Origin of the sequence: Rhodovulum sp. BSW8 (assembly GCF_003314725.1) — a bacterium.
GTDB classification, from domain to species: Bacteria; Pseudomonadota; Alphaproteobacteria; order Rhodobacterales; family Rhodobacteraceae; genus Rhodovulum; species Rhodovulum visakhapatnamense.
The window spans coordinates 39,740-64,190 of the sequence record NZ_QNVX01000012.1 but is presented as its reverse complement, the minus strand read 5'-3'; the positions used below and the strand labels follow the sequence as shown (position 1 = coordinate 64,190).

Here is a 24,451-nt window from a genome sequence, read left to right as displayed (position 1 = left end):
GCGAGCGACGCTTGCGATCGCTGTATCGCTGCTCTGACCGCGTACGTGGTCGCGGCGTTTCCGTGACGAACTTGCCCCATAGGGCATCCTTCCATTCCTTCGATAGGACCACGCCACCAAACCCTGGGATCGAACAGCTAGGCGTTCGGGGGCGAAGGCCGCGCGGGTGCGGGCCGGGGGCAGGGCCGTCCCTCCCCCCAACCCGGCGGATCAGTCCTTGCCGACCAGAACGTCGGTCGACTTGATGATGGCGCTGGCCTTGTCGCCGACCCTCAGATCCAGATCGGTGGCGGCCTCGTTGGTGATCGAGGCAGTGACGATGGCCCCGCCGCCGACGTCGATCTTGACATGGGTGGTGACGGTCCCGGTTTCGACCGCGGTTACGGTCCCGGTAAGGATGTTGCGTGCGCTGAGTTTCATCTTGTCATTCCTGTCCCGATGGGCCGGCCCGCTGGACCGGCGCGTCCGGCCTGCTGCCGGACCATCTTGATCGGACGCGGCAAGGTCTTTTGCAATATAAGAAAAATCTACATAACGGCTCCCGGGCCGCAGAGGGCGCTGCGCCCGCCCGGCCCTTTCTCGGCCGGGCGGGACGCGGTCTGCGGCCTTAGCCCCGGGCCTCGTCGGGCGCGGGGCGCGACGGCTGCGGGCGCAGCCGGGCGACGGCGGTCAGAACGGCAACGTAGAAGACCGGCACCATCACGATGCCGAACAGCGCCGAGAAGACGATGCCGCCGAGCATGCCGATGCCGATCGAGTTCTGCGCATTGGCTCCGGCGCCGCTGGCCAGCGCCAGCGGCAGGATGCCGAAGCCGAAGGCAAGCGAGGTCATCAGGATCGGCCGCAGCCTCTGTCGGGCGGCGGTGACCGTCGCCTCGACCAGCGCCTGGCCCTGCCGCCGGAGGGTCTCGGCGAATTCGACGATCAGGATCGCGTTCCGCGCCGCCAGACCGATGGTCGTCAGCAGGCCGACCTTGAAATAGACGTCGTTCGACTGACCCAGCAGCCAGGTCGCCAAAAGCGCCCCCAGCATCCCGACCGGCACCGACAGCATCACCGCGAAGGGCACCGTCCAGCTTTCGTAAAGGGCGGCGAGCGCGAGAAACACCACCAGGGCCGACAGCGAATAAAGCAGCGGCTCCTGATTGCCCGACAGCCGTTCCTGATAGGACAGCCCGGTCCAGGCGACGCCGTAGCCGCCGTCCGCGCCTGAGACGAGCTCTTCCATCGTTTCCATTGCGTCGCCCGAACTGATCCCCTGTGCCGGGGCGCCCGAGAGTTCCATCGCCCGGGTGCCGCCATAGCGGTCGAGCGAGGGCGTCACCGAGTCCCACACCCGGGTCACGAAGGCCGAAAGCGGGACCATCTCGCCGCCGGAATTGCGCACATACCAGACGTCGATATCCTCGGGCTGCATCCGCCAGCGCGCGTCGCCCTGCACGATCACCTCGCGCAGGTCGTTGCCCAGCGGGAAGTCGTTGACATAGGTCCCGGCAAAGACCGTCGCCAGCATCCCGTTGACGTCGGACAGCGACACGCCCAGCGCCTCGGCCTTCTGCTGGTCGATATCGAGCCGGAGCGAGGGCTTGGTGGCGTCGTCATTGCCGCGCAGGTTGGTGACGCGGCCATCGGCGGTCGCGGCGGCCACCAGCCGGTCGGCCGCGGCCTTCAGCGCCTCTTGCCCGGTTGCGGCCTGATCGACCAGATACATGGTAAAGCCCGACGAGGTACCCATGCCCGGGATCGCGGGCGGTTGCATCACGTAGATCTGCCCGAAGCGGTTCTGGAAGAAGGCGCCGTTGGTCCGGGTGCTCAGCGTCTCGGCGTCAAGCCCGGGCCGGTCGGCATAGTCGCGGAGCTTGACGAACATCATCGCCGCGTTCTGGCCGCTGCCGCCGAAGCTGAAGCCGACCGCCGAGAAGACCGAGTCGACCGCGCCGCCGGTGGCGGTCAGCATGTGGTTTTCCAGCGCCGCGACCGCCTCTTCGGTCTGGGCGGTGGTGGCGTGCTGGGGCAGCTCGATGGTCGCCATCAGCACCCCCTGATCCTCCGTCGGCAGGAAGGACGAGGGGACCTCGCGATAGACGAGCCCGGCGCCGATCCCGACTGCGGCCAGCACGATCAGCATGCGGAACGGCCGCCGGGAAAACCGCGCCACGCTGCCGCCATAGCCGCCGGTCAGCCGGTCGAGCCCGGCATTGAACCAGCGCAGCGGTGCCAGCTGCGCATGGCCGTCTCCGGGCCTCAGCAGGGTCGCGCACATGGCGGGCGTCAGGATCAGCGCGACCAGCAGCGACAGCACCATCGCCGAGATGATCGTCACCGAGAACTGCCGGTAGATCACCCCGGTCGAGCCCGACATGAAGGCCATCGGCAGGAACACCGCCGACAGTACCACCACGATGCCAATGAGCGCGCCCGAAATCTCGGCCATGCTCTTTTCGGTTGCTTCGCGGGGTCCAAGACCCTCTTCGGCCATGACCCGCTCGACGTTCTCGACCACCACGATGGCGTCGTCGACCAGCAGCCCGATGGCCAGCACCAGCGCGAACATGCTGAGCGTGTTGATCGACATGCCCAGCGCGGCCAGCACCCCGAAGGTGCCCAGCAGCACGACCGGCACCGCGATGGTCGGCACCAGCGTCGCGCGCCAGCTTTGCAGGAAGAGAAGGATCACCAGAAAGACCAGAACGATGGCCTCGCCCAGGGTGTGATAGACCTGCTCGATCGACTGCTCGACGAAAGGCGAGGTGTCATAGGGGTATTCGACCGCCACGCCCTCGGGCAACGAGGCCGTCAGCCCGTCGATGGTGGCGCGGACCCGGCTGGCGGTCTCGACCGCATTGGCCCCGGTCGCGAGGTTGACCCCAAAGCCCGCCGCGGGCTTGCCGTTGAAGCGGCTGGAGCTGCCATAGCTTTCCTCGGCCAGCTCGATCCGGGCGACATCGGCCAGATAGACGCTGGATCCGTCGGGTTCGGTCTTCAGCAGGATGCGCTGGAAGTCCTCGACCGAGCTGAGCTGCGACTGGGCCGACAGCGACACGGTAATCTGCTGACCCTCGACCACGGGCTGCGCGCCCAGCGAGCCGACGGTGACATTGGTGTTCTGCTCGGCCACGGCGCCGGTCACGTCGGCGGGCGTCAGCTGGTACTGGAAAAGCCGGTCGGGATCGAGCCAGATGCGCATCGCATATTGCGTGCCGAAGACGTTGATCGACCCCACGCCCTCGGTCCGCTGCACCGCGTCTTCGAGCGTCGAGCTTAGCAGATCGCCCAGTTCCACCGAACTGAGGCTGCCATCCTCGGACACGAGCGCGCCCACCATCAGGATCGAGCTGGTCGAGCGGGTGACCGCCACGCCCTGCTGGGTGACGCTGGCGGGCAGCTTCGACTGCACCAGCTGCAGCTTGTTCTGAACCTGCACCTGCGCCATGTCGGGATCGACCGTGTCGTCGAAGGTCAGCGACACGCTGGCCGAGCCTTCCGACGAGGTCGAGGTCATGTAGGTCAGCCCGTCGAGCCCGGTCATGCCGTCCTCGATCACGGTGGTCACCGAATTCTCGACGGTTTCGGCCGAGGCGCCGGTATAGCTGGCCGAGATCCGCACGGTCGTCGGCGCGATGTCGGGATATTGCGAAATCGGCAGCGTCGCGAGGCCGAAGGCCCCCACCAGCATGGTGACGATGGCCAGCACCCAGGCGAAAACCGGGCGTCGGATGAAGAAGGCGGCCATGGTCTAGTCCTCCGCGCCGGACGACGCGGGGGCGGCGTCCTGCACCAGCCCGTTTTCATCAAGCGTGGCGGTCACCGGCCGTACCTTCTGGCCATCGCTCATCGATTTCAGCCCGTCGACGATCAGCTTGTCCCCGGGCGCGATTCCGTCCTCGACGATCCAGCTGTTGCCGGTGCTGCCGATCTCGGTCAGCGCGGTTTTCCTCGCGGTGCCGTCGGCGGCCAGCACAAAGGCGTTCAGCTTGCCCGAACTGTCGCGCTGGGCCGCGCGCTGCGGTACCAGGAAGGCGTCGACCGAGCCCAGCGTGACCTCGCCCCGGACGAACATGCCGGGCAGGATCAGCCGCCGCGGATTGTCGAAGCGAAAGCGCACGCTCATGGTCCCGGTCGAGGTCGCGACGCTGGTTCCCGGCGTCACCAGCTGACCCTCGCCCTCGTAGCTCTGGCCGGTTTCCAGCACCAGCCGGGCGCGGAGGCGGTCGTTCATCTTCAGCGTTCCGGCCTCGATCTGGCCGCGGATCGACAGGATCCGGGCGCTGGTTTCGATCATGTCGACATAGATCGGGTCAAGCCGGGTGACGGTGGTCAGCGCGTCGCCTTGCGCCGCCGTGACCAGATCGCCGACCGACACCGCCGAGATGTCGGGCACGCCCTCGATCGGGCTGCGGATCGTGGTCCAGGACAGCTGGGTGCGGGAATAGTCGAGCGCGGCCTGGGCCGCGTCGAGCGTGGCCTTCGCCTCTTCCAGTTCGGCCCGGGCGGCGTCGACCTGGGCGGCGGAATAGTTGTTGCCCTCCAGCTTGAGCGCCCGCTCATAGGCGGATTGCACGACCGGCAGATTGGCCTCGGCCTTGGCCAGATCGGCCGCGTCGGCGGCGACCTCGGCGCGGTAGGCCGCATCGTCGATCCGGTAAAGCGGATCGCCCACCTTCAGCGGGCGGCCGGGTTTGTAGACCACCTCTTCGACGACGCCGTCGACCCGGGGCCGGATCTCGACATCCTCGAAGGCCACGGCCCGGCCGGGCAGGGTGACGGTGCGCGGCACCTCCTGGCGCTGCATCTCGATCACGCCGACCTGCATCGGAGGTGCGCCGCCGGTCGCGGGCTCCTGGGCAAGGGCGGCGGGGGTCAGCCAGACAAGTGCGGCCAGCACCGCAAGACAATCGAGCGGGGACCGGAACGGCAGCGACCGGGTCAAGGAGATGAGTGACATGCAATATCCGTAAGAGGGTCAAAGGGGGGCGGAACCTGCCCGGTGCTACGCAACACATGCCGAAGGGGCAACGACACCGACCATAACGGTTGTGTTACGGCGCTGGCGAGGAATTCCGTTGGTGACGGCGCAAATCCGGCCGGAAAGGGGGCTGGAGGACGGCTGGAGGACGGCCCGGCCCTGCCTCAGCCGCGCGTCTTGCGGACGTAGAGCTCCATCCGGTGATGGACGATATCATAGCCCGGTTTCGCCGCGATCCGGGCCTGCGGCTCTTCGATCCGGTCCGAGCGGAACTCGACCGCCTCGCCGGTCCCGATGTCGATCATGTGGTCGTGATGGGCGGTCTCGGCGCGTCCGAAACAGGCGGGCGCGCCCTCGAACTGGTGGCGCTGGATCACGCCCTGATGCTCCAGCGCGCTCAGCGTGCGGCAGACGGTCGGCAAGGACAGCCCCGGTGCGCGGGGCTCGGCCCGGCGGTGCAGCTCGGCCGCGTCGCGATGGTCCTCGGCCTCGGCCAGCACGTTCATCAGGGCGGCGCGTTGCCGGGTGACGCGGATCCCGGCCGCGCGCAGCGCCCGGGTCAGCCTGTCGCTTCGGTCCTGCAGGACGGTCTTCCTTTCGGTCGCTCCGGGCCCCGGCGCTCAGCCCGCGCCCCTCGCGCCGCGCGAGGCGGCCCTTGTCCGGTGCAGACGCCGCCCGAAGGCCGCCGCGAAAAGCGCCGTGAGCACGAGAGTGACCGTCGCCGCCGGGGCGCTGTCGACATGGAAGCTGGCATAGGTGCCGCCCAGCATGGCCGCAAGGCAGACGGCGACCGAGACGACCGGCATCGGCCCGAAACTCTGCACCAGCAGAAAGGCGATGGCACCAGGGGCGATAAGCAGGCCCACGGCCAGGAGCAGCCCGGTCGCCGACAGCGTTGCGACGATGGTCAGCGACAGCGCCGTCAGAAGCCCGTAATGCAGCACCCCGACCGGCAGGCCCGAGGCCTTGGCCTGGCCCGGGTCGAAGGTACGCAGCATCGGGTCCTTCCATTTCGCGGCCAGCGTCACGCCAAGCGAGATCAGCCCTGCAGTCTACAGATCCTGCGGCCCGGCGCCCGGCATGTCGCCGAACAGGATAGGGTCGAGATGGGCGTTGGAGGGGAAGGCGGCAAAGAGGATGACCTCCAGCGCGAACATCCCCGAACAGACGACGCCCATCACCGTGGCGCGCTTGATCCGGCGGTTCTCGGCCATATACCCGGTGACAAGCGCGCTGGTCACCCCCGCCGCAAAGGCGCCGAGGATCGGGGGATAGGCGAAGGGTTCGAGCAGGCGCATTGCGCGCCCTCACGGTCCTGGGTGCGGTCGCCATATTGCACCAGAGGACGCTCGTCATCGGTCAGGATCGAAATCTGGCGCGGGTCGTCGTCATCGTGCAGCTTGGGACCGCCCAGCGTGAACTGGCGCAGCACGCCGCCGAAGGCGCGTTCGAGGTTCGCGCGGGTGAAGGTCGTCGCGGTCGGCCCGTCGCCGGCACTGTGCCCCGCACCGGCACCGCCCGGTCGCAGAATTCGGGCATCGAACCCAGATCATGGGTCGAGACCAGCATCACCCGGCCCTCGTCCCGCAACGCGCGCAGCAGCGCCGCGATCTGCTCTTCGGTCTTGACGTCGACCCCGGTGAAGGGCTCGTCCAGCGGGATCACCCGGCCGTCCTGTGCCAGCGCCCGGGCCAGAAAGACCCGCCTTTTCTGCCCGCCGACAGCTCGCCGATCTGGCGGTGGCAAAACGCCGTCGAGCCGACGCGATCGCGCGCGCGGTCGACCGCTGCCCTGTCGGCCGCACGCGGACGCCGCGGAAAGCCCATATGCCCGTGGCGGTCCGTCATCACCGCATCCTCGACCAGCACGGGGAAGCACCAGCCGACCTCCTCGGCCTGCGGGACATAGGCCAGCAGATTGCGACGCAGCGCCTCGCGCCCGCCCAGTCCCAGCCGCCGGATCTCGCCCCGCGCGACCGGAACGAGGTCCATGATCGCCTTGAAAAGCGTCGATCTCCCGGCGCCGTTCACGCCAGCGAGCGCGGTGATCGTGCCGCGCGGATCGGCCTCTGTCGCGGGGATGTCGTCGGCGGTCGGGCGGTGCACCATGGGTCTCCTGTCCAGAGCGGCGGGGGCGTCAGTTCGCGACCGTCGCCTCGAGCAGGCCGCGCGCCACGGTGTCAAAGGTCACGCGCAAGAGGTCGAGACAGGTCGGCACCGGCCCGGTCGGATCGCTGAGACTGTCGACATAAAGCGCCCCGCCGAAGGCCGCCCCGGTCTCTCGTGCCACCTGCCTGGCGGGATCGCCTCGCGGGATCTGTGCGAGATACGTACCTGTCCCTTGCGCAAGAGGGGTCTTGGCGTTGGTGTCGGGGGCCGACATGTATCCGGCCTCATGATGCGGCCGTCGTCACGCCGGGGGCCAGCATGGCGGTCGCGGGCCGGACCAAGATCAAAGCCGTGTGTTCGAAGGCCCGACCTGCCGGTCTCGGCCGTCATGTCCCACAGACCTGTTCGGTCAACGCCGCCAGATCCCGTTTTTCCGCGGCCGAGTGCACCAGCCCGTAGGCCTTGGCGATCCGCCGGAACCGCAGCACGTACTGGCAGCGGAAGACCTGATCGGGCGGCAGCCAGTCGAGCGGCCCCCGCGCGCCCTTCGAGCGGTTCGCCGAGGCTGTGACGGGCAGCAGGTTGACGGGATCGAGCGCGAAGCGGGCGCGCTTCGCGGACGGCCAGCTGGCGGCGCCATGGCCCCAGGCATAGCGCAGCGGCACGATGTGATCGATGTCGAGATCCCGGGCTTGGGTCACCACCCACCCGGTATAGGGCGCGATCCAGCGGCCGTGGCGCACCGAACAGCCCGAGGGCGCCAGTGTCACCGGCACGGTGGAAAGACCCGCCAGCAGCTCGGCCCGGGTGTCGAGGCAATCGCCATCGGGATCGGCCCAGCCCGCGCCGAAGGCCGCGCGGCTGTAAGGGGCGGTCGTGGGATCGGGGGCCTGCGCGACCGGCGTGCAGGTCAGAAGCGTGACGCTCAGCAGAAGCAGGGGAAGACGACGGAACAACGGGGCGGACTCTTTAGACTCTTTACTCGACCTGGCCCCCGGGATCCGGGTGAATGCCGCTTCGGCCCGGGGAAACTCATACGCGTCCCGTCATGACCCCGCAGCGCGCGAGGATCAACTGTCGCGGCGCCTTTTGCGCCCGCGCCAGTCCTGCGCCTCGTCCGGATGCGGCAGGCGCCCCGGCGCGGCGACCCGATCGCGCGGGGTGCCGTTCGCCCGGGTCAGGCGGCCGACGGTGGCCCTCGTCCGAGAGCGGCTCGCCTGGTCACCGCCCGGTCGACTGGCAGGCATGGTCAGGCCGGGGCAGGCCTGCTCGGTTGCGCCGGGGGATCGCCGGGATCAATAGGCCTCATGGGGGCGCATGCCCGGTGCCTGACACCTTCCTGGAGAGGGGCAGGTCCATCGGCTGTGCAAAAGGCCGTTCGGTGGAAAACGTGGTTGCCGTGGCGCGCGCCGCGCCGGGCGCGGATCAGGCTTCGAGCTCGGCGTCCCAGTAGAGGAAGTCGAGCCAGCTGTCATGCAGGTAGTTCGGGGGAAACTTGCGGCCGACATCGCGCAGCTCGGTCGCCTGGGGACGGCGCGGGGCGCGGCGAAGCGACATGCCCGCCTGGCGCAGGCTTTTCGAGCCCTTCCGGAGGTTGCAGCGCGAACAGGCGGCGACGACGTTTTCCCAGCTGGTGATGCCGCCCCGGGCGCGGGGCACCACATGGTCGAAGGTCAGATCGCCCTTGCAGCCGCAATACTGGCAGCTGAATTCGTCCCTCAGGAAAAGATTGAAGCGCGTGAAGGCCACGCGCTTCTGCGGTTTGACGAAATCTTTCAGCACGACGACAGAGGGTATTCGGATCGTCCGGGTCGGACTTCGGACGACCTTGTCGTATTCGGCCACGATGTCGACCCGGTCGAGGAAGGCCGCCTTGACCGCCTCCTGCCAGGGCCAGAGCGACAGCGGATAGTAGGACAACGGGCGGTAATCGGCGTTCAGGACCAGCGCCGGATGATGCTTGAGAGAGCCTGGCTCCCGCACGAACGAAGTTCTGAAATCGCCATCCATGGTGAGACTCAGCCTCTGCCCCGTCTGCCTGCCCGGCCCCGAGACGGGACGTGCCCGCCCCTTGCCTTGCGTTTGACTATATATGGCGTTTGCCACCTGACAAGCCCCGCAGATGCGGTGGCCCTTGGGGCGGTGACTAAAGGCTTTGCGTAACGGCGTTGTGACGCCGGACCGCGCGGTGCCACCGGGATGTGCCTGCGAATTGTGCAAAGCGACCGGTTTCTCATGCCTTGGGGCCCAAAAGACCTGCCGCGCGCGGGGCGCGAACCGGGGCATTACCCCCGGGAATCGCCCAACTCAGCAGGCGGAGGCCCGGCCGCGGTCCGGGGCTGGGGGCGACCCGGGGGCCGGAGGTCTCAGTCGGTCCCGGTCGTCCTGCCGGCGGACCGCAAGGGGGCCCCGAGGTCGGGGGCCGCGTCGATCAGCCTCCGGGCACAGGCGGTGCGAGGGGCGTCGAAGATCTGCGCGGCCGGTCCTTCCTCGACCAGACGTCCCTGACGGATCAGCGCGATCCGGTCGCAGAGGTAACGCACGACGGCCAGATCGTGGCTGATGAACAGATAGCCGAGCCCCAACCGGTCCTGCAGATCGATCAGCAGGTTCAGCACCTGTGCCTGCGCCGAGACGTCGAGCGCCGAGGTGGGCTCGTCCAGCAGCAACAGCTCGGGCCCCGCCGCCAGCGCGCGGGCGATGCCGATCCGCTGGCGCTGGCCGCCGGAAAGCTCGTGGGGAAACCGGCGCAGGTGATCGGGCCTCAACCCGACCGTCTCGATCAGTTCTGCCACCCGCGCGCGCCGTCCGCGCCGGTCGAGTCCGACGGTGTCGCGATGCACCAGCATCGGCTCGGTCAAGATCTCTTCGGCGGTCATGCGCGGGCTCAGCGCGGCCTGCGGGTCCTGGAACACGATCTGTACCCGGGCGCGGAAGGCGCGCAGCGCGCCCGGCCCGAACCGGGCCACATCGGCGCCGCGATAGAGGATCTGGCCCGCATCGGGGCGCTCGAGCCGCAGGATGATGCGGGTCAGGGTGGACTTGCCAGCGCCGCTTTCGCCGACGACGCCGAGGCTTTCGCCCTGTCCGATCCGCAGGCTGACGCCATCGAGCGCCACCACCTCGGGGCCGCGGGCCAGCAGGCTGCGGCGCGGCCGGTAGAGGCGCGAGACCCCGCGCAGCTCCAGAAGCGGCGGATCAGCCATGGGCGGGCGCGTCCGGATGGGCGCAGGCGACGGCATGGCCCGCGCCAAGGGGGCGCAGCGGGGGCCGGGCGGCGCGGCAGGCGGGGGTCGCCCCGGGGCAGCGGGGCGCGAAGCGACAGCCGGGGGGCGCGGCCAGCAGGTCGGGCACGGTGCCGGGCAGGGCGCGCAGCGTGCCGCGCGGGGTGTGCCGCCCCGGAACTGCGGCCATCAGCGCGCGGGTATAGGGATGGGCCGGGCGGTCCAGCACCTCGACGACCGGCCCGGTCTCGACGATGCTGCCCGCATACATCACCGCGACATGGCTGCAGGCCCGCGCCACCACGCCCATGCTGTGGGTGATCAGGATCATGCCGAGGCCGCGATCGGCCGCCATGCCCTGCATCAGCGCGAGGATCTGCGCCTGAACGGGCACGTCGAGCGCCGATGTGGGCTCGTCGGCGATCAGCAGGTCGGGCGCGCCGATCAGCGCCATGGCGATCAGCACCCGCTGCCGCATCCCGCCCGAGAATTCGTGCGGCCAGGCGCTCAGCCTCTGGCGCGCCGAGGCGATCCCGACCCGGTCGAGCATCGTGGCCGCCAGCGCCCGGGCGGCCGTTCGGGCGGGGCCTGGGCCCAGCAGCGCGGGATCGTGGCGGGCCGCGGCCAGCGCCACGTCGGCCAGCTGATCGCCGATCCGCATCGTCGGGTTCAGGCTGGTGGCGGGGTCCTGCAGGATCATCCCGATCCGGCGGCCGCGCAGCGCCCGCATCCGGCGTTCGGACAGTGCCATCAGGTCCTCGCCGTCCAGCCGCACCTCGCCCGCCGGATAATGCGCGGGCGGGCAGGGCACCAGGCGCGGGACGGACAGCCCGGTCAGCGTCTTGCCGCAGCCGGATTCGCCCACCAGACCCCAGATCTCGCCCCGCGCGATGCGGAGTGCGACGCCGGTCAGCACCTGCGCCGGGCCGTCGCGGCTCGCCATCGTCAGATGCAGGTCGCGGATTTCCAGCAGCGGGGGCATCAGCGGGGGCATCAGCGGCCTCCGCGCGGATCGAGGCTGTCGCGCAGCCCGTCGCCCAGGAGGTTGAAGCCGAAGACCGCGACGAAGATCGCAAGGCCCGGGGCCATCGCCACCCACCACATGTCGGGCATGTAGGCCCGCGCCGTGGCCAGCATCGTGCCCCATTCCGGCACCGGCGGCCGCACCCCGATGCCGATGAAGCCAAGCCCGGCCACCATCAGGATCGCAAAGCCCATGTCGAGCGACATCTTGACGATCACCGGCGAGACGCAATTGGGCAGGATATGGCGGACCAGCACCCGCGCTTGCGAGGCGCCCATCGCTCGGGCGGCGGTGACATGGGGGCGCTCGCGCGCGGCCAGCACCTCGCCACGCAGGAGCCGCGCATAGCCCGGCCACCAGCCCAGCGCCAGCGCCAGCACCATGTTCTGGAACCCCGGCCCCAGCACGGCCGCGACGGTCATGGCAAGGATCAGGTTCGGAACGATCAGCATGAGGTCGGTCAGCCGCATCAGGATCTCGTCGATCCAGCCGCCGAGAAACCCGGCGATGCCGCCGATCAGAGTGCCGGTGGTGCCGCCGATCAGCACCACGGAAAAGCCTGCCAGCACCGAGACCCGGGCGCCCGCGAGGGTCAGCGACAGCACGTCCTGGCCCAGCTCGTTGGTGCCGAAGGGATGGGCCGCCGAGGGCGGCTGAAACCGGGCGGCGGTGTCGATGCCGCCCGCGACATGGGCGGGATAGGGCGCGAGAAGCGGGCCGAAAAGGGCGAGCGCCAGCACCAGCGCCACGAGCCCCGCGCCCAGCAGCGACAGCCGGTTCCGCCCGAAGCGGCGCAGGGCGCGCGGGCGGCGGGCGGCGGGCCTCGGCAGGCGGGTCCCGGTCGTCATTCGTAGCGCACCCGGGGGTCGATCAGCCCGTAGGCCAGGTCGACCGCCAGATTGACCGCGATGAAGATCAGCCCGGTGACCAGCGCCACCCCGATCACTGGCATCATGTCCTGGCTGAGGATCGCGCGGGTCGCGTAAAGCCCGAGCCCGGGCCAGTCGAAGACCGTCTCGACCAGCACGGTGCCGCCCAGCAGCCAGCCGACATACAGCCCGATCACCGTCAGCGTGGCCGAGACCGCGTTGCGGCCGATGGTCTTGATCAGGATCTTGCGGCGCGGCAGGCCCAGCGCGCGGGCGGCGGTCACATAATCCTGCGCCATGACCTCGATCGCCGAGGCGCGCATCATCCGCAGGATCGCCGCCAGCGGCGACAGCGCCAGCGCCAGCGCGGGCAGCGCGAGATGGCGGCAGGCAGCGCCCAGCGTGGCCCAGTCGCCCGCCAGCGCCGCGTCGAGGGTGACAAGCCCCGTCACCCGGGGCGGCGGCAGGGTCACGACGGGCAATTGCCCGCCCAGCGGCAGCCACATCAGCCACATCGCGAAGACCAGTTGCAGCAGCAGCCCCAGAAAGAACCGCGGCACCGAGATCGCGCCGATGGCCAGCACCTGGCCAAGCCGGTCGGGCCAGCGGTTCTGCCAGAGCGCGGTCAGAAGCCCCAGCGGCAGCCCCAGCGCGATGGCCAGCGCCATCGCCGCCAGCACCAGTTCCAGCGTCGCGGGCAGATAGATGGCGATGTCTTCGGCGACCGGGCGCCGGGTCATCAGCGAGCGCCCCAGATCGCCCCGGGCCAGCCCCGCGACATAGCTCAGGTACTGGTCCCAGACCGGCCGGTCGAGCCCGAATTCCTGCGCCAGCGCCGCGCGTTCGGCCAGCGTCGCGTTGGGGCCCGCGGCCAGCCCCACCGGGTCGCCGGGCAGCAGCCGGGCAATGACGAACATGATCGCCGTCAGCCCGACCAGCACCGGACCCAGCATCAGAAGGCGGCGAAGAAGAAAGCGAAGCATTCAGCGGGTCTCGGGGCAAAGAGGCCGTCGGCGGACCCCGGTCGCCAGATGCGCCCGGGGCGGGGGAGGGGGCGGGCTCAGACCAGCGACAGCGGCCAGCACTCGATGGCATTCGCGGCGACCGGTGTGAAGACATGGCCCCGCACCGCGTCGCGGAGGCCGAGCTTGCGCCGTTCCTGCACCCCGAAGAGATCGGGTGCATCGGCGACCACCTTGCGCTGGAAGTTGCCATAGATCGCCTTGCGGGCGTCGATGTCGGTTTCGGTGCGGCCCGCCTCGATCAGCCGGTCGACCTCGGGATCGGCAAAGACCGGGTTCTGCCAGTTGCCGTTCGAGGCCGAATGATAGGCGGCATAGGCGAAATTGTCCGGGTCGCCGTAATTCGCGGTCTGATAGACCGGGAAGAAATCCGGCAGCGTGTCGGGGCTGGCGCAGGCGGCGACCATTTCGGGCCAGCGCATCGGCTGGATTTCAAGCGTGATGTTCAGCGCCCTGAGGCTGTCCAGCAGCACCAGCGCATAGCGCCGTTGCTGTTCGAGATTGGCGGAATAGACGATCTTCAGCGAGATCCCGCCCTCGGGCGTCGCGGTCCGCGCCAGATGGGCACGGGCGGCGTCGGGGTCGTGGCGGGGTACCGCCAGATCCGGGTCGTGCCCCAGGATGCCCAGGGGCAACGGGCCGACCATCAGATCGGCATACCCGGCGGTATCGCGCAGCGCGTCGTAATCGAGCGCATGGGAAATCGCGCGGCGCATGTTGATATCGGCCAGCGGACCGCGGCGGGTGTTCATCTTGATCGTGAAGGTGCGGTATTCGGGTTCGATCACTCGCACCACGCCCGGCGCGCCTTTCAGCGCGTCCATGTCCTCCGAGGTCAGGTCCAGCGCGACATGGATTTCGCCCCGTTGCAACAACAGCCGCTCGGTCGCGCCCTCCCGGGCGATGCGCCAGATCACGCCGTCGAGATTGCCGCCGCCGCCCTGCCAGGCGGTCGGGGCCCGGACAAAGCGGTAAAGCGCGCCGGGCCGGGCCTGCTGCAGCGCGAAGGGACCCGAGCCCGCGGTCTGTGTCATCAGCCAGCTCTGGCCGTCATCCTCGCCCAGATGCGCCTCGACCGCGGCCTTCTCGACCACCGGAAACCAGGGCAGCACCTGCAGGAAGGCGGCGAAGGGCGCGGCCAGGGTGATCCGCACTGTCGCCGGGTCGACCGCGTCGAGCCCCCCGGGGGTGAGGATGCCCCGCAGCATCCAGGAATTGCCCTTGGCCAGACGCAGCGCCCGGGCGAAGGAATAGACCACGTCTTCGGCCGTCACCGGGGCGCCGGAGTGAAACCGCGCCGCCGGGTCCAGATGGAATTCATGCGTCATCCCGTCGGCCGAGCCGTCCCAGCTGCGGGCGAGTCCCGGCACCGGCCGGGGCGGATTGCCAGAGATGCGCAGCAGCGGATCGTAGACATTGCGCATGAAGAAGGCGGGAGCATAGCCGGTCGCGGTGTGCGGGTCGAGATTGGGAAAATCCTGCCCCGAGGCGATCACCAGAACCCGGGGCGCCTGGGCGTGAAGGCGGCCTGGCAGGGCAGCCCCGGCAACCCCCGCTCCGGCCAGCAGCAACAGGTCGCGCCGCCCGAGCGCGCGAAACGGGTCGGTCATGATGTGGTCTCCGAGTTGAAGGCGCCCGTTCCGGGTCTCGTTTTGCGATGTTGTCTTTCCCGGTCTGGATAAGGGACCGTAACGTCACCTTCATCACAGACGATGCAGCAGATCGGCTGCGGCATGATGTCGCTGCGGTCGCGGGCGCAGCGCCGGACCGATGCGCCCTGCAGGACGCCGCCTCTGAAGATCGGGCCGAAGCCGGGACGTCAGGCCCCCGGTTTACGCGGGAACCTTGCGCTCGGCCGCGGCGCGGAACAGCGGATCGCCCACCGCTTCGGCGATGCCTCCGGCGCTGTCGATCATGGCGTCGATCATGGCGTTGCGTTCGGCGTCCGAGACGAGATTGTGCGGATAGACCAGACAGAGGCTGACCGCCTCGGAGGTCACCGGATCGCCCACCGCCACGGCAAGCCCGTCGACCCCGGGCGTGGTCTCCTGAGACGATAGGGCGTAGCCGGTGCGGCGGATCCTATCGAGCTGGGGCGCAAGCCGTTCGGCGATGGGGCCGTCGGGATAAAGCAGCGCGACCTCGGCCGGGGCCAGCCGCGCCAGCAGGCTGCGCCCGGTGGCGCAGCGCTCGGCCGGAAGCTTGTTGCCGATGCTGGCGCCGACGCGAAGCGCGTTCGTGCCCTCGAAATCGGCGATGGCCAGCACCTGGCGGTTGTCGCGGATCGACACATAGCCGGTATGGCCGAAGGCCTGGCTCAACTCATGGACGGCGGCCCGCGCCCGCCCGATCACACCCGAGGAATAGCGGAACGCCGCCGAGAGATTCAGCATCATGCGGCCCGGACGGTGGCGGCGGCTGCCACCGATCTCTTCGAGCATCCCGGTCTCGCGCATCGACTTCAGAAGTCGCGAGGCCGAGGCCTTCGGCAGCCCCAGCCGTTCGGAGACCTCCGACACCGTCAGGTCGGTGCAGTTATTGCCGAAACAGCGCAGCACCAGTGCCGCATTCTCCAATATCGTCATTCCACCAGTTCCAGAGAAACGGAACAACCGTTCCAATATTCGAAACAATTATCGGCCTGAGACGACGCGTCAATCGTGAAATGGGTCACAAACAAGGCAACGTCGCTGCGTTTTTGCCGCTGCTCGCGGCGGATCGGGCGGAAAACAGCCCGCGGCTCCCCCGTGGCTCCATTGAATTCGGCGGCGTTTGAGGGCATCCAGCGGGTCTCGGGGTCGGGGCGCGCCCGGTCGACCGCCGCGCGACGGCCCGCTTTCCACCGGACCTTGCCAGCGATGACCGAGACCCCCTTTTCCGACAGGCCGCCCGCCCGCGACGGCAAAACCGGAGCGCCAGACAGCGCCGCACCGTCCGCACCGTCCGCACCGCCCCGCGAGGCTGCGCGACGGTCGGCCTTTCCCTCGAGCCCCGGGGCGCGCGCCTTCCGGCGCCGGGTCTTTCCCGAGGCGACCGCCGCCGAGTGGAGCGACTGGCGCTGGCAACTGCGCGCCCGGATCCGGTCGCTGGACGGGCTCGAGCGGGTGTTTCGCCTGACCGAGGACGAACGGGCCGCAGTCGCCCGGCACAAGGGCGGGCTGCCGGTCGGGATCACACCCTATTATGCCAGCCTGATGGGGGCCGACGATCCGGCCGAGCCGCTGCGGCGCACCCATATTCCGGTCGGTCAGGAATATCTGCGCCTGCCGGGCGAGTCCGACGATCCGCTGGGCGAGGACCCGGCCAGCGCCGTGCCCGGGCTCGTGCACCGCTATCCCGACCGCGCCCTGTTCCTGGCCACCGGCACCTGTTCGACCTATTGCCGCTATTGCACGCGCTCGCGGATGGTCGGCCAGACCGGGGGCGAACAGCAGATCTCGGCCCGCCACTGGGAGCGCGCCTTCGCCTATATCGAGGCCACGCCGCAGATCCGCGACGTGCTGGTGTCGGGCGGCGATCCGCTGACGCTGTCGGACGACAAGCTCGACTATCTTCTGGGGCGGCTGCGCGCGATCCCGCATGTCGAGTTCATCCGGATCGGCACCAAGGTGCCGCTGGTGCTGCCGATGCGGATCACCCGGGCGCTGACGCGGATGCTGCGCAAGCACCATCCGCTGTGGATGTCGGTGCATTGCACCCATCCCGCCGAACTGACCCTTGAGGCGACCGAGGCGCTGACCCGGCTGGCCGATGCGGGCCTTCCGCTCGGTGCGCAGACCGTGCTGCTGAAGGGCATCAACGACCATGTCGAGACGCTGCGGACGCTTTACCGCGAGCTTCTGCGGCGGCGGGTCCGGCCCTATTACCTGCTGCAATGCGACCCGATCACCGGCTCGGGCCAGTTCCGCACCCCGGTCGAGACCGGGCTGGATCTCATCGACGGGTTGCGCGGCCATCTGACCGGCTATGCGGTGCCGCAATACATCATCGACGCGCCCGGCGGCGGCGGCAAGGTGGCGCTGGTGCCCGACCATATCGAGGGGCGCGACGGCGACGACCTGCTGTTGCGCAATTTCGAGGGCCGGATCTACCGCTATCCCGATCCCGGCGGCCGGATCGGCGCGGAAAAGCCGCGGTCCTGAACGGGGGCGGTCAGGGCCTCCGGGGTGCCTGCGCAAGGAGCGGCGGTCCCGGGAAGGCCCGGATTTCGCGCATCCCGGGCGGTCCGCAGGCGGAGTTGCGCAGGGCCCGGGGGAAAATGCCGTTACGTTCCCGGGCGGCTCGACGGCGGGTCGGAAACCGGCTATCCGGGGTGCAGGGAGGCCACGCCGTGCCGCGCTGGGGACGGGCACGAAAGGGCTAGGATGGACAGCGAATACGCCATCATCGGCGGCGGAGTCGTCGGCCTTTCGGTCGCCTGGGGGCTCTTGCTTCGGGGTCGTCGTGTCATTGTCATCGACGGCGGCGACGGGGCGCTCAGTGCCAGCCGGGGCAATTTCGGCCTGATCTGGGTGCAGGGCAAGGGCCTGAACGAGCCGCGCTATGCCCGCTGGACCCAACGCTCGGCTGCGGCCTGGCCCGGATTCGCGGCCGATCTGGCCGAGGCGGCCGGACGCCCGGTCTGGGTCGAGCAAAAGGGCGGCTACGATATCCAGTTCAGCGAAGAGGGGCTTGAGGCGACGGCCGCGCGTTATGAGGGCCTGAAGGCCGCGCTGGGCGGCGACTATCCCTTCGAGATCCTCGACCATGCGGCGCTGCGCCGGGAAGAACCCGCGATCGGGCCGCGCGTGGCCGGGGCGATCCTGCACCGCCAGGACGGGCATGCCGACCCGCTGGGGCTGCTGGCCGCCTTGAACGAGGCGGTGCGGCGCGCGGGCGGTACGGTGCTGACCGGCCGCCAGGTGACCGGGGTCACGCGCGACGGGGCCTTCCGGCTGACCTGCGCCGACGGCACCGTCCTCGAGGCGGGCAGGGTGGTGCTGGCCGCCGGGCTCGGCGCGGCCCGGCTCGGGCCCGCTTTCGGGTTTCGCGCCCCGGTGCGGCCGCAGCGCGGTCAGGTGCTGATCACCGAAAAGCTGCCCCGGCTTCTGAACCGGCCCTCGGTGATCGCCCGGCAGGTGCCCGAGGGCGGCATCCAGATCGGGGCCACCAACGAAGAGGTGGGCTTCGACGACGGCGTGACCCGGCCGGGTCTGGCCCGGCTGGCCGCCGATGCGGTGGCGGCCTTTCCCGCGCTGGCGCGGGTCCAGCTTTTGCGCAGCTGGGGCGCGCTCAGGGTCATGACCCCGGACGGGCTGCCGGTCTATCAGGAAAGCGCCGCGATGCACGGGGCCTTTCTTGTGACCTGTCATTCCGGCATCACGCTGGCGGCGGCCCATGCGCAGGTCCTGCCCGACTGGCTCGAGGGGACCGATGCGGCCCCCAATCTGGAGGTATTCCGTGAAGACCGTTTCAACCTTCCTGTCGCTTGAGGCACCCGGTCCCCGTGTGCGGGTCTGGCTGGACGGGGCGCCGCTGCACCTGCCGTGCGGCGCGAACCTGGCCGCGGCCCTGCTGGCGGCTGGCGTGAACACCTTCCGCGGGACCGCCTGTTCGGGGGCCCCGCGCGCGCCCTATTGCATGATGGGGGCATGCTTCGACTGCATGATCGAGGTCGAGGGCGAAACCCGGCAGGCCTGCCTGCTGGAAGTGGCCGAGGACATGCGCCTGACCCGCCCGGGGGCGCCCGGCGATGCATGAGACCGACCTTGCCGTCATCGGCTCGGGTCCGGCTGGCATGGCGGCGGCGGCCGAGGCGGCCGGGCTCGGGCTGAGGGTCGCGCTGCTTGACGACCAGCCGCGCCCGGGCGGGCAGGCCTATCGCGATGTCGACCGGGTCGGTCCGATGCGCGGCGCCGTGCTGGGGCCGGACTTCGTCGAGGGACGGCGGCTGACCGCGGCGCTGGACGATCCGCGCATCTCGCATCTGGGGGGCGCCGGAGTCTGGGCGATCGAGCCGGGCTTCACGATCTGCTATTCCCGGGAGAATGCGGCGCGGCTCTTGCGCGCGCGACGGGTGCTTCTGGCGACCGGCGCGCTGGAACGGCCGATGCCGGTGCCGGGCTGGACCCTGCCCGGGGTGATGACCGCCGGGGGGGGGCAGATCCTGCTGAAACAGGCGGGGCTGGTGCCGCGCCGCTCGGTGCTGGTGGGCACCGGGCCGCTCTTGTACCTCTTCGCGGTGCAGATGGTGCGGGCCGGGATCAACCCGGCTGCGCTGATCGAGACCCAGACCCGGGGCGATCTGGCCCGCGCGCTGCGCCATATGGGCGGGCTTTTCGGCGGTTGGGGGTACATGACCGAGGGCTGGCGTCTGCTGCGGGTGTTGCAACGCGCAGGCGTGCCGCGCATCGTCGGCGCGCAGGAGATCGTCATCGAGGGCGAGGACCGCGCCGAGGCGGTCCGCTTCCGCCGCGGCGGCGCCCAGCACCGGCTGCCCTGCGATACCGTTTTCCTGCATCACGGCGTCGTGCCGAACCCGCAGGCGGCCCGCTCGCTGGGGCTCGACCATCGCTGGGCGCCGCGTCAGCAGTGCTTCGTGCCGGTCTGCGATGCCTGGGGCGAGGCGGCGGCGGCAGAAGGTGGTGTCGAGGGTGTTTTCTTGGCGGGCGACGGCGCCGGGATCGGCGGGGCCCGCGCGGCCGAGCTGCAGGGGCGGCTGGCCGCGCTTCGGATCGCCGAGGGCCTGGGCCGGATCGGCAGCGACGAGCGCGACGGCCGCGCGAAACCGCTGCGACGGCAACTGCGGCGCGAACTGGCGGTGCGGCCGTTTCTCGATGCGGCCTATCCGCCCTTCGCCGAGGCGCTTCGGCCCGACGACACGACGATGGTCTGCCGCTGCGAAGAGGTGACGGCGGGCGAGATCCGCCGGGCGGCCGCGCAGGGATGCCCGGGCCCGAACCGGCTGAAAGGCTTCCTTCGGGCCGGAATGGGGCCGTGTCAGGGGCGGGTCTGCGGGCTTGCGGTGACTCAGATTCTGGCCGAGGCGACGGGGCAGAGCCCGGACGAGACCGGCTATTTCCACATCCGCCCGCCGATCAAGCCGCTGACGCTGGGCGCGCTGGCTGCGCTGGCCGAAACCGGCGAGGCGGCCGGGACCTACAAGGCCGCTCCGGGGCAGGGCGACGCCGCCTGACCCCGTGCCCCCGGCGCGAAAAGGCCCGCCTCGAGGCGGGCCTTTCCGGTCTCACGCATGCGGCCGGAGAACCGGCCAGGGCGGTCCGGGCGCTCAGGCGGCGCGGCGGCGACGCTCCCAGGCCAGGAACACGATGGCGACCAGCGCGGCGATGGCGGCGGTGCCTTCGAGGGCACTGATTTCCGGCACCGAGGTCGTCGTCGGCGGCTGGAAATTCGAGGCGTGGCTGGCGGTCGCGGCGATGGTGGCAGCAAGGGCAGTCAGAATGGTCTTCATGGAACGTCTCCCTCTCTTGGGTTCAGAAATGACGGGGCCGTCGGCGGTTTGCCGGGACCCGCGGGTTGGGCGGAATGTCCCGCCGGTGCCGAAGGCCGGTTGCCCGGCCTTCGCCAGTCGTGTCCCGGTTCAGCACAGGCAGTCGTTCTGGTCGAAATTGAAGGCGACGATGAACGGTTGCGCGTTTTCCGGAGTGACCGGGTCCGGATCGACGATGAACGAGGCGATGTCGCCGTCTCCGGCCACGAAGCCCTCGCCATTGGCCAGCGCCTGCTGAACGAGGAAATCCACATCCGCGCTCTGACCGTAGGCGGGATCGAGCCCGAGCACGAAATCCGAAACGCTGTCGGTGCCCCAGACCCCGGGGTCGAGCGTGTCGGTCAGTTCCCAGATCGCCAACTGGACTTCCCAGCCCGAGAACTTGCCATCGACCGATCCGGCCGAATTGGCTTCGAAGTCCTGGGCGATGATCCAGTTGATCAGGTCGAGATTCTCGGCCGCGGCAAGCCCGTTGGCCAGGCCGACCTGGGTCGCGCCGAAGGCGGACCCGTCCCCGCCGCTTTCGATATTGCCGGCCAGTTCGGGCGCGGTGGCGAAGCTGCCGTCTGTCGCGACCGCCGTCTGGAAGCTGAGGCAATAGGCCTGCTGGAACACGACACCGTCGAGCCGGTCGTCTCCGGTGCCGGTGATCAACAGGTCATAGCCGTAATCCTGGATCGGCGAGACTTCGTTGCCCGCGATCACCTGATAGGTGGCCGTATCGGGCAGGCTGTCGATCAGCGACTGCAGCGAATTGGCATCGCCGCAATAGGTCATTTCGACGGTGGCAGAGGCCGTGCCGCCATTGCCGTCCGAGACGGTGTAGGTGAAGCCTGCCTTCGCATGTTCGCCGATGTCGAGCGCGGCGATGGCGGCGTTGGCATTGCCCAGCACCTTCAGCACCCCGCCCTCGAGCGTTACGTCGCCCGCGGCGGTCGAGACGGTCTGGCCCTCGGAAATCGCCTGCCCGTCGATTTCGGTGATGGTCAGCGTGTCGCCATCGGGATCGCTGTCATTGCCCAGAACATCGACCACGATCACGGTATCGGCGCAGCCGCGGCCGGCATCGTCCTGGGGCTCGGGGGTCCGGTTCTCTTCGATCAGGCCCGCGTCGACGGTCAGATCGGTCTCGCCCGCGCCAAGATCGACGATATGGCTGAGCCCGGTCGCGGGGTCGGCATCGCTGTCGAGCGCGTCGTCGCCCGCGTCGGCGGTGGTGAAGTCATAGCCCGCCACGCCGTCGAACTGCACGCGGTACTGACCGGCCTCGAGCCCGTCGAAGAGGTACTTGCCGTCGGCATCGGTCACGGTGCTGCGCCCGGTCGCGCTGCCGTCGCCGTTCAGAAGGGTCACCAGAACGCCCGCCGCGCCCAGCTCGCCCGCGTCCTGGAGGCCGTCGCGGTCGGTGTCGTACCAGACCGTGTCGCCCAGCGCGCCAAGCTTGGTCACGAGGCCCGCGTCGACGGTCAGATCGGTCTCGCCCGCGCCGAGGTCGACGATATGGCTGAGCCCGGTCGCGGGGTCGGCGTCGCTGTCGAGCGCGTCGTCGCCCGCGTCGGCGGTGGTGAAGTCATAGCCCGCCACGCCGTCGAACTGCACGCGGTACTGACCGGCCTCGAGCCCGTCGAAGAGGTACTTGCCGTCGGCATCGGTCACGGTGCTGCGCCCGGTCGCGCTGCCGTCGCCGTTCAGAAGCGTCACGGTCACGCCCGCCGCGCCCAGCTCGCCCGCGTCCTGGAGGCCGTCGCGGTCGGTGTCGTACCAGACCGTATCGCCCAGCGCGCCCAGCACCGGCTCTTCGTCCTGGCAGAGCTGGATCTTGTCGATCCGCACGAATTCGCCATCGTCGCCGCAGGCGTAGATCTCGATCTTGTCGCCGTTATGCACGGTGAGGTTCTCGATCTTGAAGGCGGTGAAGGGGCCGTTGTCATCGCCCGAGCCATCGGTGTCGCCATCCAGAAGGATGGTGCCCACCTCCTGCCCGTTGATCCTGATCACGAGGGTCGACTGCCCGTCATTCTCGTCCTGCGCGAAGACGCGCAGATCGTAGGTGCCGTCGCAGCCCTTGAAGCTGGTCGAAAGCGCCCCCCAGGTGCCGCAAGCCAGCCGCACCAGCTCGCCGCCCGAGGCCTCGGCGCCGCGCACGGTGACGAAGTTGTAGGCGCACATGTCCTCGGCCTCGATCACCACACAGGGCGCGCAGGCGGGCTGGCAGATCTCGATCTTGTCGATCCGGGCGAATTCGCCGCAATCGCCATAGCCCTTGAGGGTGATCTTGTCGCCGGCCTTCAGCGACAGGTCCTCGATGGTCACGCTGGACCAGGAGGAACTGCCGACGCCGCCGTCGCCGCCGCCGTTCTCGTTGAGCCAGATCGTCTTGACCTTCGAGCCGTTCACATAGACGTCGATGGCGCCGCGGCCGTCGCTTTCATCCAGGTAGGTCAGCGTCAGGTCGTAGCTTCCGGTGCCGCCCTGGAAGGTCGTCGTGGCATAGCCCGAGCCCGCGCACAGCATGATGCCCGCCCCGTCCGAGGCATCCGAGCGGCCTTCGACCTTGTAGCCGCACAGGCTCATGTCCTCGGCCTCGATCACCCTGCAGCTGCCAGAGCCGCCCTCGGCGACGTCCTGGACGCAGACCTTCAGCAGCTTGACCTCTTCGCCGCCCTTGCCGTCGGCGACCCGCACCTGGACCTCATAGGTATTGTCGCCGCCCGCATCGGCCGGCGCCTCGTAATCGGGCGGGGCGATGAAGCCGAGCTGGCCGGTCGCGGCATCGATGGTGAAAAGCGCCGCATCGGCGCCGCCGACGACCGCATAGCTGAGCGCATCGCCATCGGCGTCGGTCGCGTCGAGGTCGATGACGAAGGTGGTGTTCTCGTCGATGGTGATGCAGTTGCCGGGCGCGTTCGAGAAGGTCGGCGGCGTGTTCGGCGGCGCGACGCAGCCGGCGCCGAGACAGGCATAGTCGATCATGCAGCCGCTGACATTGCAGGTCTGGACCACGGTCAGCGTCACCCCGGCGGGCGGCACCGCGCCATAGAAGGTGAAGAAGTCGTCGCCCTTGCCGGGCGCGTCATAGCCTTCGACCTCGATCTCGATCAGGTAATAGATCCGTCCGTCCGTCCCGCGCAGGACGTGATACTGTTCGGCGTAAAGCTGGGCGCCGACGCGACCGCCATTCACATAGGCGTCCTGGCCGCTCCAGTCGCTGGCGTTGTCGTCGCAATACTCGTCGCCCGAGAGGATGCTGTCGTCGTCATAGGTCGCCATCGTCACCGTGGCGCAGCCGGGCATCTTGAAGCTGTCGCCGCAGGACAGGTTGGTGTCGTTCGAGGCCAGCAGATCGGCCTCTTTATAAGCGGTCCATTCGTAACGCTTTTGGTGGTATCTATAGTAATAGGTCATGACTTCCGTCCCTCGCTGGCCCCGATAATCCGGGTTCGTCAACCTGCGGTCCGGCGCGCGGCTTTTTCATCCGGCTGCGGCGAACGCGCTGCACATCGGCTGTGGTTTCGGCTGTGAAAAGCCGCTGCGGACCGAGGGAAACAGGCCCAGGACAATAGAACACCGCCCGAACGAAAAAGTCCGACCCCTGCGGTTTCAGATCTTGGTCGAATTGCGCGAAAAACACCCTGAAATCCGGGTCGCATTCACGCGCAGCAGTCCTGAAATCAAGCCGTCCCCCAACGGCACTCAGCGTATACCCCCCACGACCCCACGCTCGGGAACAGGATACCGGTTTTCATCTT

18 protein-coding genes and 3 pseudogenes are annotated in these 24,451 nt (G+C 69.3%); 4 read left to right on the top strand and 17 right to left on the bottom strand.

What is annotated here, in order from left to right:
• Window positions 1-210: 210 nt before the first annotated feature.
• The 15 genes and pseudogenes from DSD19_RS08565 to DSD19_RS08495 form a co-directional block, all read right to left on the bottom strand.
• The gene (locus DSD19_RS08565) at window positions 211-420 is read right to left on the bottom strand and encodes a molybdopterin-binding protein (RefSeq protein ID WP_075786134.1); all 210 of its coding nucleotides are present in this window, start codon (window positions 418-420) and stop codon (window positions 211-213) included.
• Between the two features lie 187 nt (window positions 421-607).
• Window positions 608-3,733, bottom strand: a complete 3,126-nt coding sequence (locus DSD19_RS08560; RefSeq protein WP_113669271.1) for an efflux RND transporter permease subunit — start codon at window positions 3,731-3,733, stop codon at window positions 608-610.
• A 3-nt stretch (window positions 3,734-3,736) separates the two neighbouring features.
• A complete protein-coding gene (locus DSD19_RS08555; RefSeq protein WP_113669270.1) occupies window positions 3,737-4,945 on the bottom strand; it encodes an efflux RND transporter periplasmic adaptor subunit in 1,209 nt (402 codons plus the stop codon).
• A gap of 185 nt (window positions 4,946-5,130) precedes the next feature.
• Entirely contained in the window at window positions 5,131-5,502 is a 372-nt protein-coding gene (locus DSD19_RS08550; protein WP_256359748.1) for a Fur family transcriptional regulator, read from the bottom strand.
• Window positions 5,503-5,586: 84 nt separating this feature from the next.
• Window positions 5,587-6,237 (bottom strand): annotated as a pseudogene (locus DSD19_RS08545) (metal ABC transporter permease); the annotation flags it as partial.
• Window positions 6,204-7,074, bottom strand: a pseudogene (locus DSD19_RS08540) (ATP-binding cassette domain-containing protein). The pseudogenes DSD19_RS08540 and DSD19_RS08545, both read right to left, overlap by 34 nt.
• 28 nt (window positions 7,075-7,102) lie before the next feature.
• Window positions 7,103-7,267, bottom strand: a pseudogene (locus DSD19_RS08535) (metal ABC transporter substrate-binding protein); the annotation flags it as partial.
• Between the two features lie 193 nt (window positions 7,268-7,460).
• Window positions 7,461-8,030, bottom strand: coding sequence for an HNH endonuclease family protein (locus DSD19_RS08530; protein WP_207802438.1), 570 nt, complete (start codon window positions 8,028-8,030; stop codon window positions 7,461-7,463).
• A gap of 469 nt (window positions 8,031-8,499) precedes the next feature.
• A complete protein-coding gene (locus DSD19_RS08525) occupies window positions 8,500-9,084 on the bottom strand; it encodes an HNH endonuclease (RefSeq protein WP_075786126.1) in 585 nt (194 codons plus the stop codon).
• Between the two features lie 356 nt (window positions 9,085-9,440).
• Window positions 9,441-10,280: an ATP-binding cassette domain-containing protein gene (locus DSD19_RS08520; protein WP_113669268.1), complete on the bottom strand. Its 840-nt coding sequence runs from the start codon at window positions 10,278-10,280 to the stop codon at window positions 9,441-9,443.
• The gene (locus tag DSD19_RS08515) at window positions 10,273-11,292 is read right to left on the bottom strand and encodes an ABC transporter ATP-binding protein (RefSeq protein ID WP_207802437.1); all 1,020 of its coding nucleotides are present in this window, start codon (window positions 11,290-11,292) and stop codon (window positions 10,273-10,275) included. Before DSD19_RS08515 ends, DSD19_RS08520 begins: the two co-directional genes overlap by 8 nt.
• Entirely contained in the window at window positions 11,292-12,170 is an 879-nt protein-coding gene (locus tag DSD19_RS08510) for an ABC transporter permease (RefSeq protein ID WP_113669267.1), read from the bottom strand. Before DSD19_RS08510 ends, DSD19_RS08515 begins: the two co-directional genes overlap by 1 nt.
• On the bottom strand, window positions 12,167-13,174 hold the full coding sequence (locus DSD19_RS08505) for an ABC transporter permease (protein WP_113669266.1): 1,008 nt from the start codon (window positions 13,172-13,174) through the stop codon (window positions 12,167-12,169). Before DSD19_RS08505 ends, DSD19_RS08510 begins: the two co-directional genes overlap by 4 nt.
• Window positions 13,175-13,251: 77 nt before the next feature.
• The gene (locus tag DSD19_RS08500; protein ID WP_113669265.1) at window positions 13,252-14,823 is read right to left on the bottom strand and encodes an ABC transporter substrate-binding protein; all 1,572 of its coding nucleotides are present in this window, start codon (window positions 14,821-14,823) and stop codon (window positions 13,252-13,254) included.
• 222 nt (window positions 14,824-15,045) lie between these two features.
• Window positions 15,046-15,798, bottom strand: a complete 753-nt coding sequence (locus DSD19_RS08495) for an IclR family transcriptional regulator (RefSeq protein ID WP_113669264.1) — start codon at window positions 15,796-15,798, stop codon at window positions 15,046-15,048.
• A 273-nt stretch (window positions 15,799-16,071) separates the two neighbouring features.
• Between DSD19_RS08495 and DSD19_RS08485 the strand changes: the two genes are divergently transcribed.
• From DSD19_RS08485 to DSD19_RS08470, 4 genes are all read left to right on the top strand, one after another.
• A complete protein-coding gene (locus tag DSD19_RS08485) occupies window positions 16,072-17,355 on the top strand; it encodes a KamA family radical SAM protein (protein ID WP_113669262.1) in 1,284 nt (427 codons plus the stop codon).
• Between the two features lie 222 nt (window positions 17,356-17,577).
• Complete coding sequence (locus DSD19_RS08480; protein ID WP_113669261.1) at window positions 17,578-18,684, top strand: FAD-binding oxidoreductase; 1,107 nt, start codon at window positions 17,578-17,580, stop codon at window positions 18,682-18,684.
• Window positions 18,653-18,952, top strand: a complete 300-nt coding sequence (locus DSD19_RS08475) for a 2Fe-2S iron-sulfur cluster-binding protein (RefSeq protein WP_075786119.1) — start codon at window positions 18,653-18,655, stop codon at window positions 18,950-18,952. Before DSD19_RS08480 ends, DSD19_RS08475 begins: the two co-directional genes overlap by 32 nt.
• Window positions 18,945-20,387 carry an NAD(P)/FAD-dependent oxidoreductase gene (locus DSD19_RS08470; protein ID WP_113669260.1) on the top strand — a complete coding sequence of 481 codons (1,443 nt, stop codon included), beginning with the start codon at window positions 18,945-18,947 and terminating at the stop codon, window positions 20,385-20,387. Before DSD19_RS08475 ends, DSD19_RS08470 begins: the two co-directional genes overlap by 8 nt.
• A 93-nt stretch (window positions 20,388-20,480) precedes the next feature.
• Here DSD19_RS08470 and DSD19_RS08465 read toward each other — a convergent pair whose 3' ends face one another.
• On the bottom strand, window positions 20,481-20,663 hold the full coding sequence (locus DSD19_RS08465; protein ID WP_075786117.1) for a hypothetical protein: 183 nt from the start codon (window positions 20,661-20,663) through the stop codon (window positions 20,481-20,483).
• A 129-nt stretch (window positions 20,664-20,792) separates the two neighbouring features.
• A complete protein-coding gene (locus tag DSD19_RS08460; protein ID WP_113669259.1) occupies window positions 20,793-24,107 on the bottom strand; it encodes an SdrD B-like domain-containing protein in 3,315 nt (1,104 codons plus the stop codon).
• Window positions 24,108-24,451: the final 344 nt, after the last annotated feature.

What these genes read in the sequence shown, in the direction of transcription:
- DSD19_RS08565 (WP_075786134.1), bottom strand. Translation starts at nt 420, where the DNA reads ATGAAACTCAGCGCACGCAACATCCTTACCGGGACCGTAACCGCGGTC.
- DSD19_RS08560 (WP_113669271.1), bottom strand. Translation starts at nt 3,733, where the DNA reads ATGGCCGCCTTCTTCATCCGACGCCCGGTTTTCGCCTGGGTGCTGGCC.
- DSD19_RS08555 (WP_113669270.1), bottom strand. Translation starts at nt 4,945, where the DNA reads ATGTCACTCATCTCCTTGACCCGGTCGCTGCCGTTCCGGTCCCCGCTC.
- DSD19_RS08525 (WP_075786126.1), bottom strand. Translation starts at nt 9,084, where the DNA reads ATGGATGGCGATTTCAGAACTTCGTTCGTGCGGGAGCCAGGCTCTCTC.
- DSD19_RS08520 (WP_113669268.1), bottom strand. Translation starts at nt 10,280, where the DNA reads ATGGCTGATCCGCCGCTTCTGGAGCTGCGCGGGGTCTCGCGCCTCTAC.
- DSD19_RS08515 (WP_207802437.1), bottom strand. Translation starts at nt 11,292, where the DNA reads ATGCCCCCGCTGATGCCCCCGCTGCTGGAAATCCGCGACCTGCATCTG.
- DSD19_RS08510 (WP_113669267.1), bottom strand. Translation starts at nt 12,170, where the DNA reads ATGACGACCGGGACCCGCCTGCCGAGGCCCGCCGCCCGCCGCCCGCGC.
- DSD19_RS08505 (WP_113669266.1), bottom strand. Translation starts at nt 13,174, where the DNA reads ATGCTTCGCTTTCTTCTTCGCCGCCTTCTGATGCTGGGTCCGGTGCTG.
- DSD19_RS08500 (WP_113669265.1), bottom strand. Translation starts at nt 14,823, where the DNA reads ATGACCGACCCGTTTCGCGCGCTCGGGCGGCGCGACCTGTTGCTGCTG.
- DSD19_RS08495 (WP_113669264.1), bottom strand. Translation starts at nt 15,798, where the DNA reads ATGACGATATTGGAGAATGCGGCACTGGTGCTGCGCTGTTTCGGCAAT.
- DSD19_RS08485 (WP_113669262.1), top strand. Translation starts at nt 16,072, where the DNA reads ATGACCGAGACCCCCTTTTCCGACAGGCCGCCCGCCCGCGACGGCAAA.
- DSD19_RS08480 (WP_113669261.1), top strand. Translation starts at nt 17,578, where the DNA reads ATGGACAGCGAATACGCCATCATCGGCGGCGGAGTCGTCGGCCTTTCG.
- DSD19_RS08470 (WP_113669260.1), top strand. Translation starts at nt 18,945, where the DNA reads ATGCATGAGACCGACCTTGCCGTCATCGGCTCGGGTCCGGCTGGCATG.
- DSD19_RS08465 (WP_075786117.1), bottom strand. Translation starts at nt 20,663, where the DNA reads ATGAAGACCATTCTGACTGCCCTTGCTGCCACCATCGCCGCGACCGCC.
- DSD19_RS08460 (WP_113669259.1), bottom strand. Translation starts at nt 24,107, where the DNA reads ATGACCTATTACTATAGATACCACCAAAAGCGTTACGAATGGACCGCT.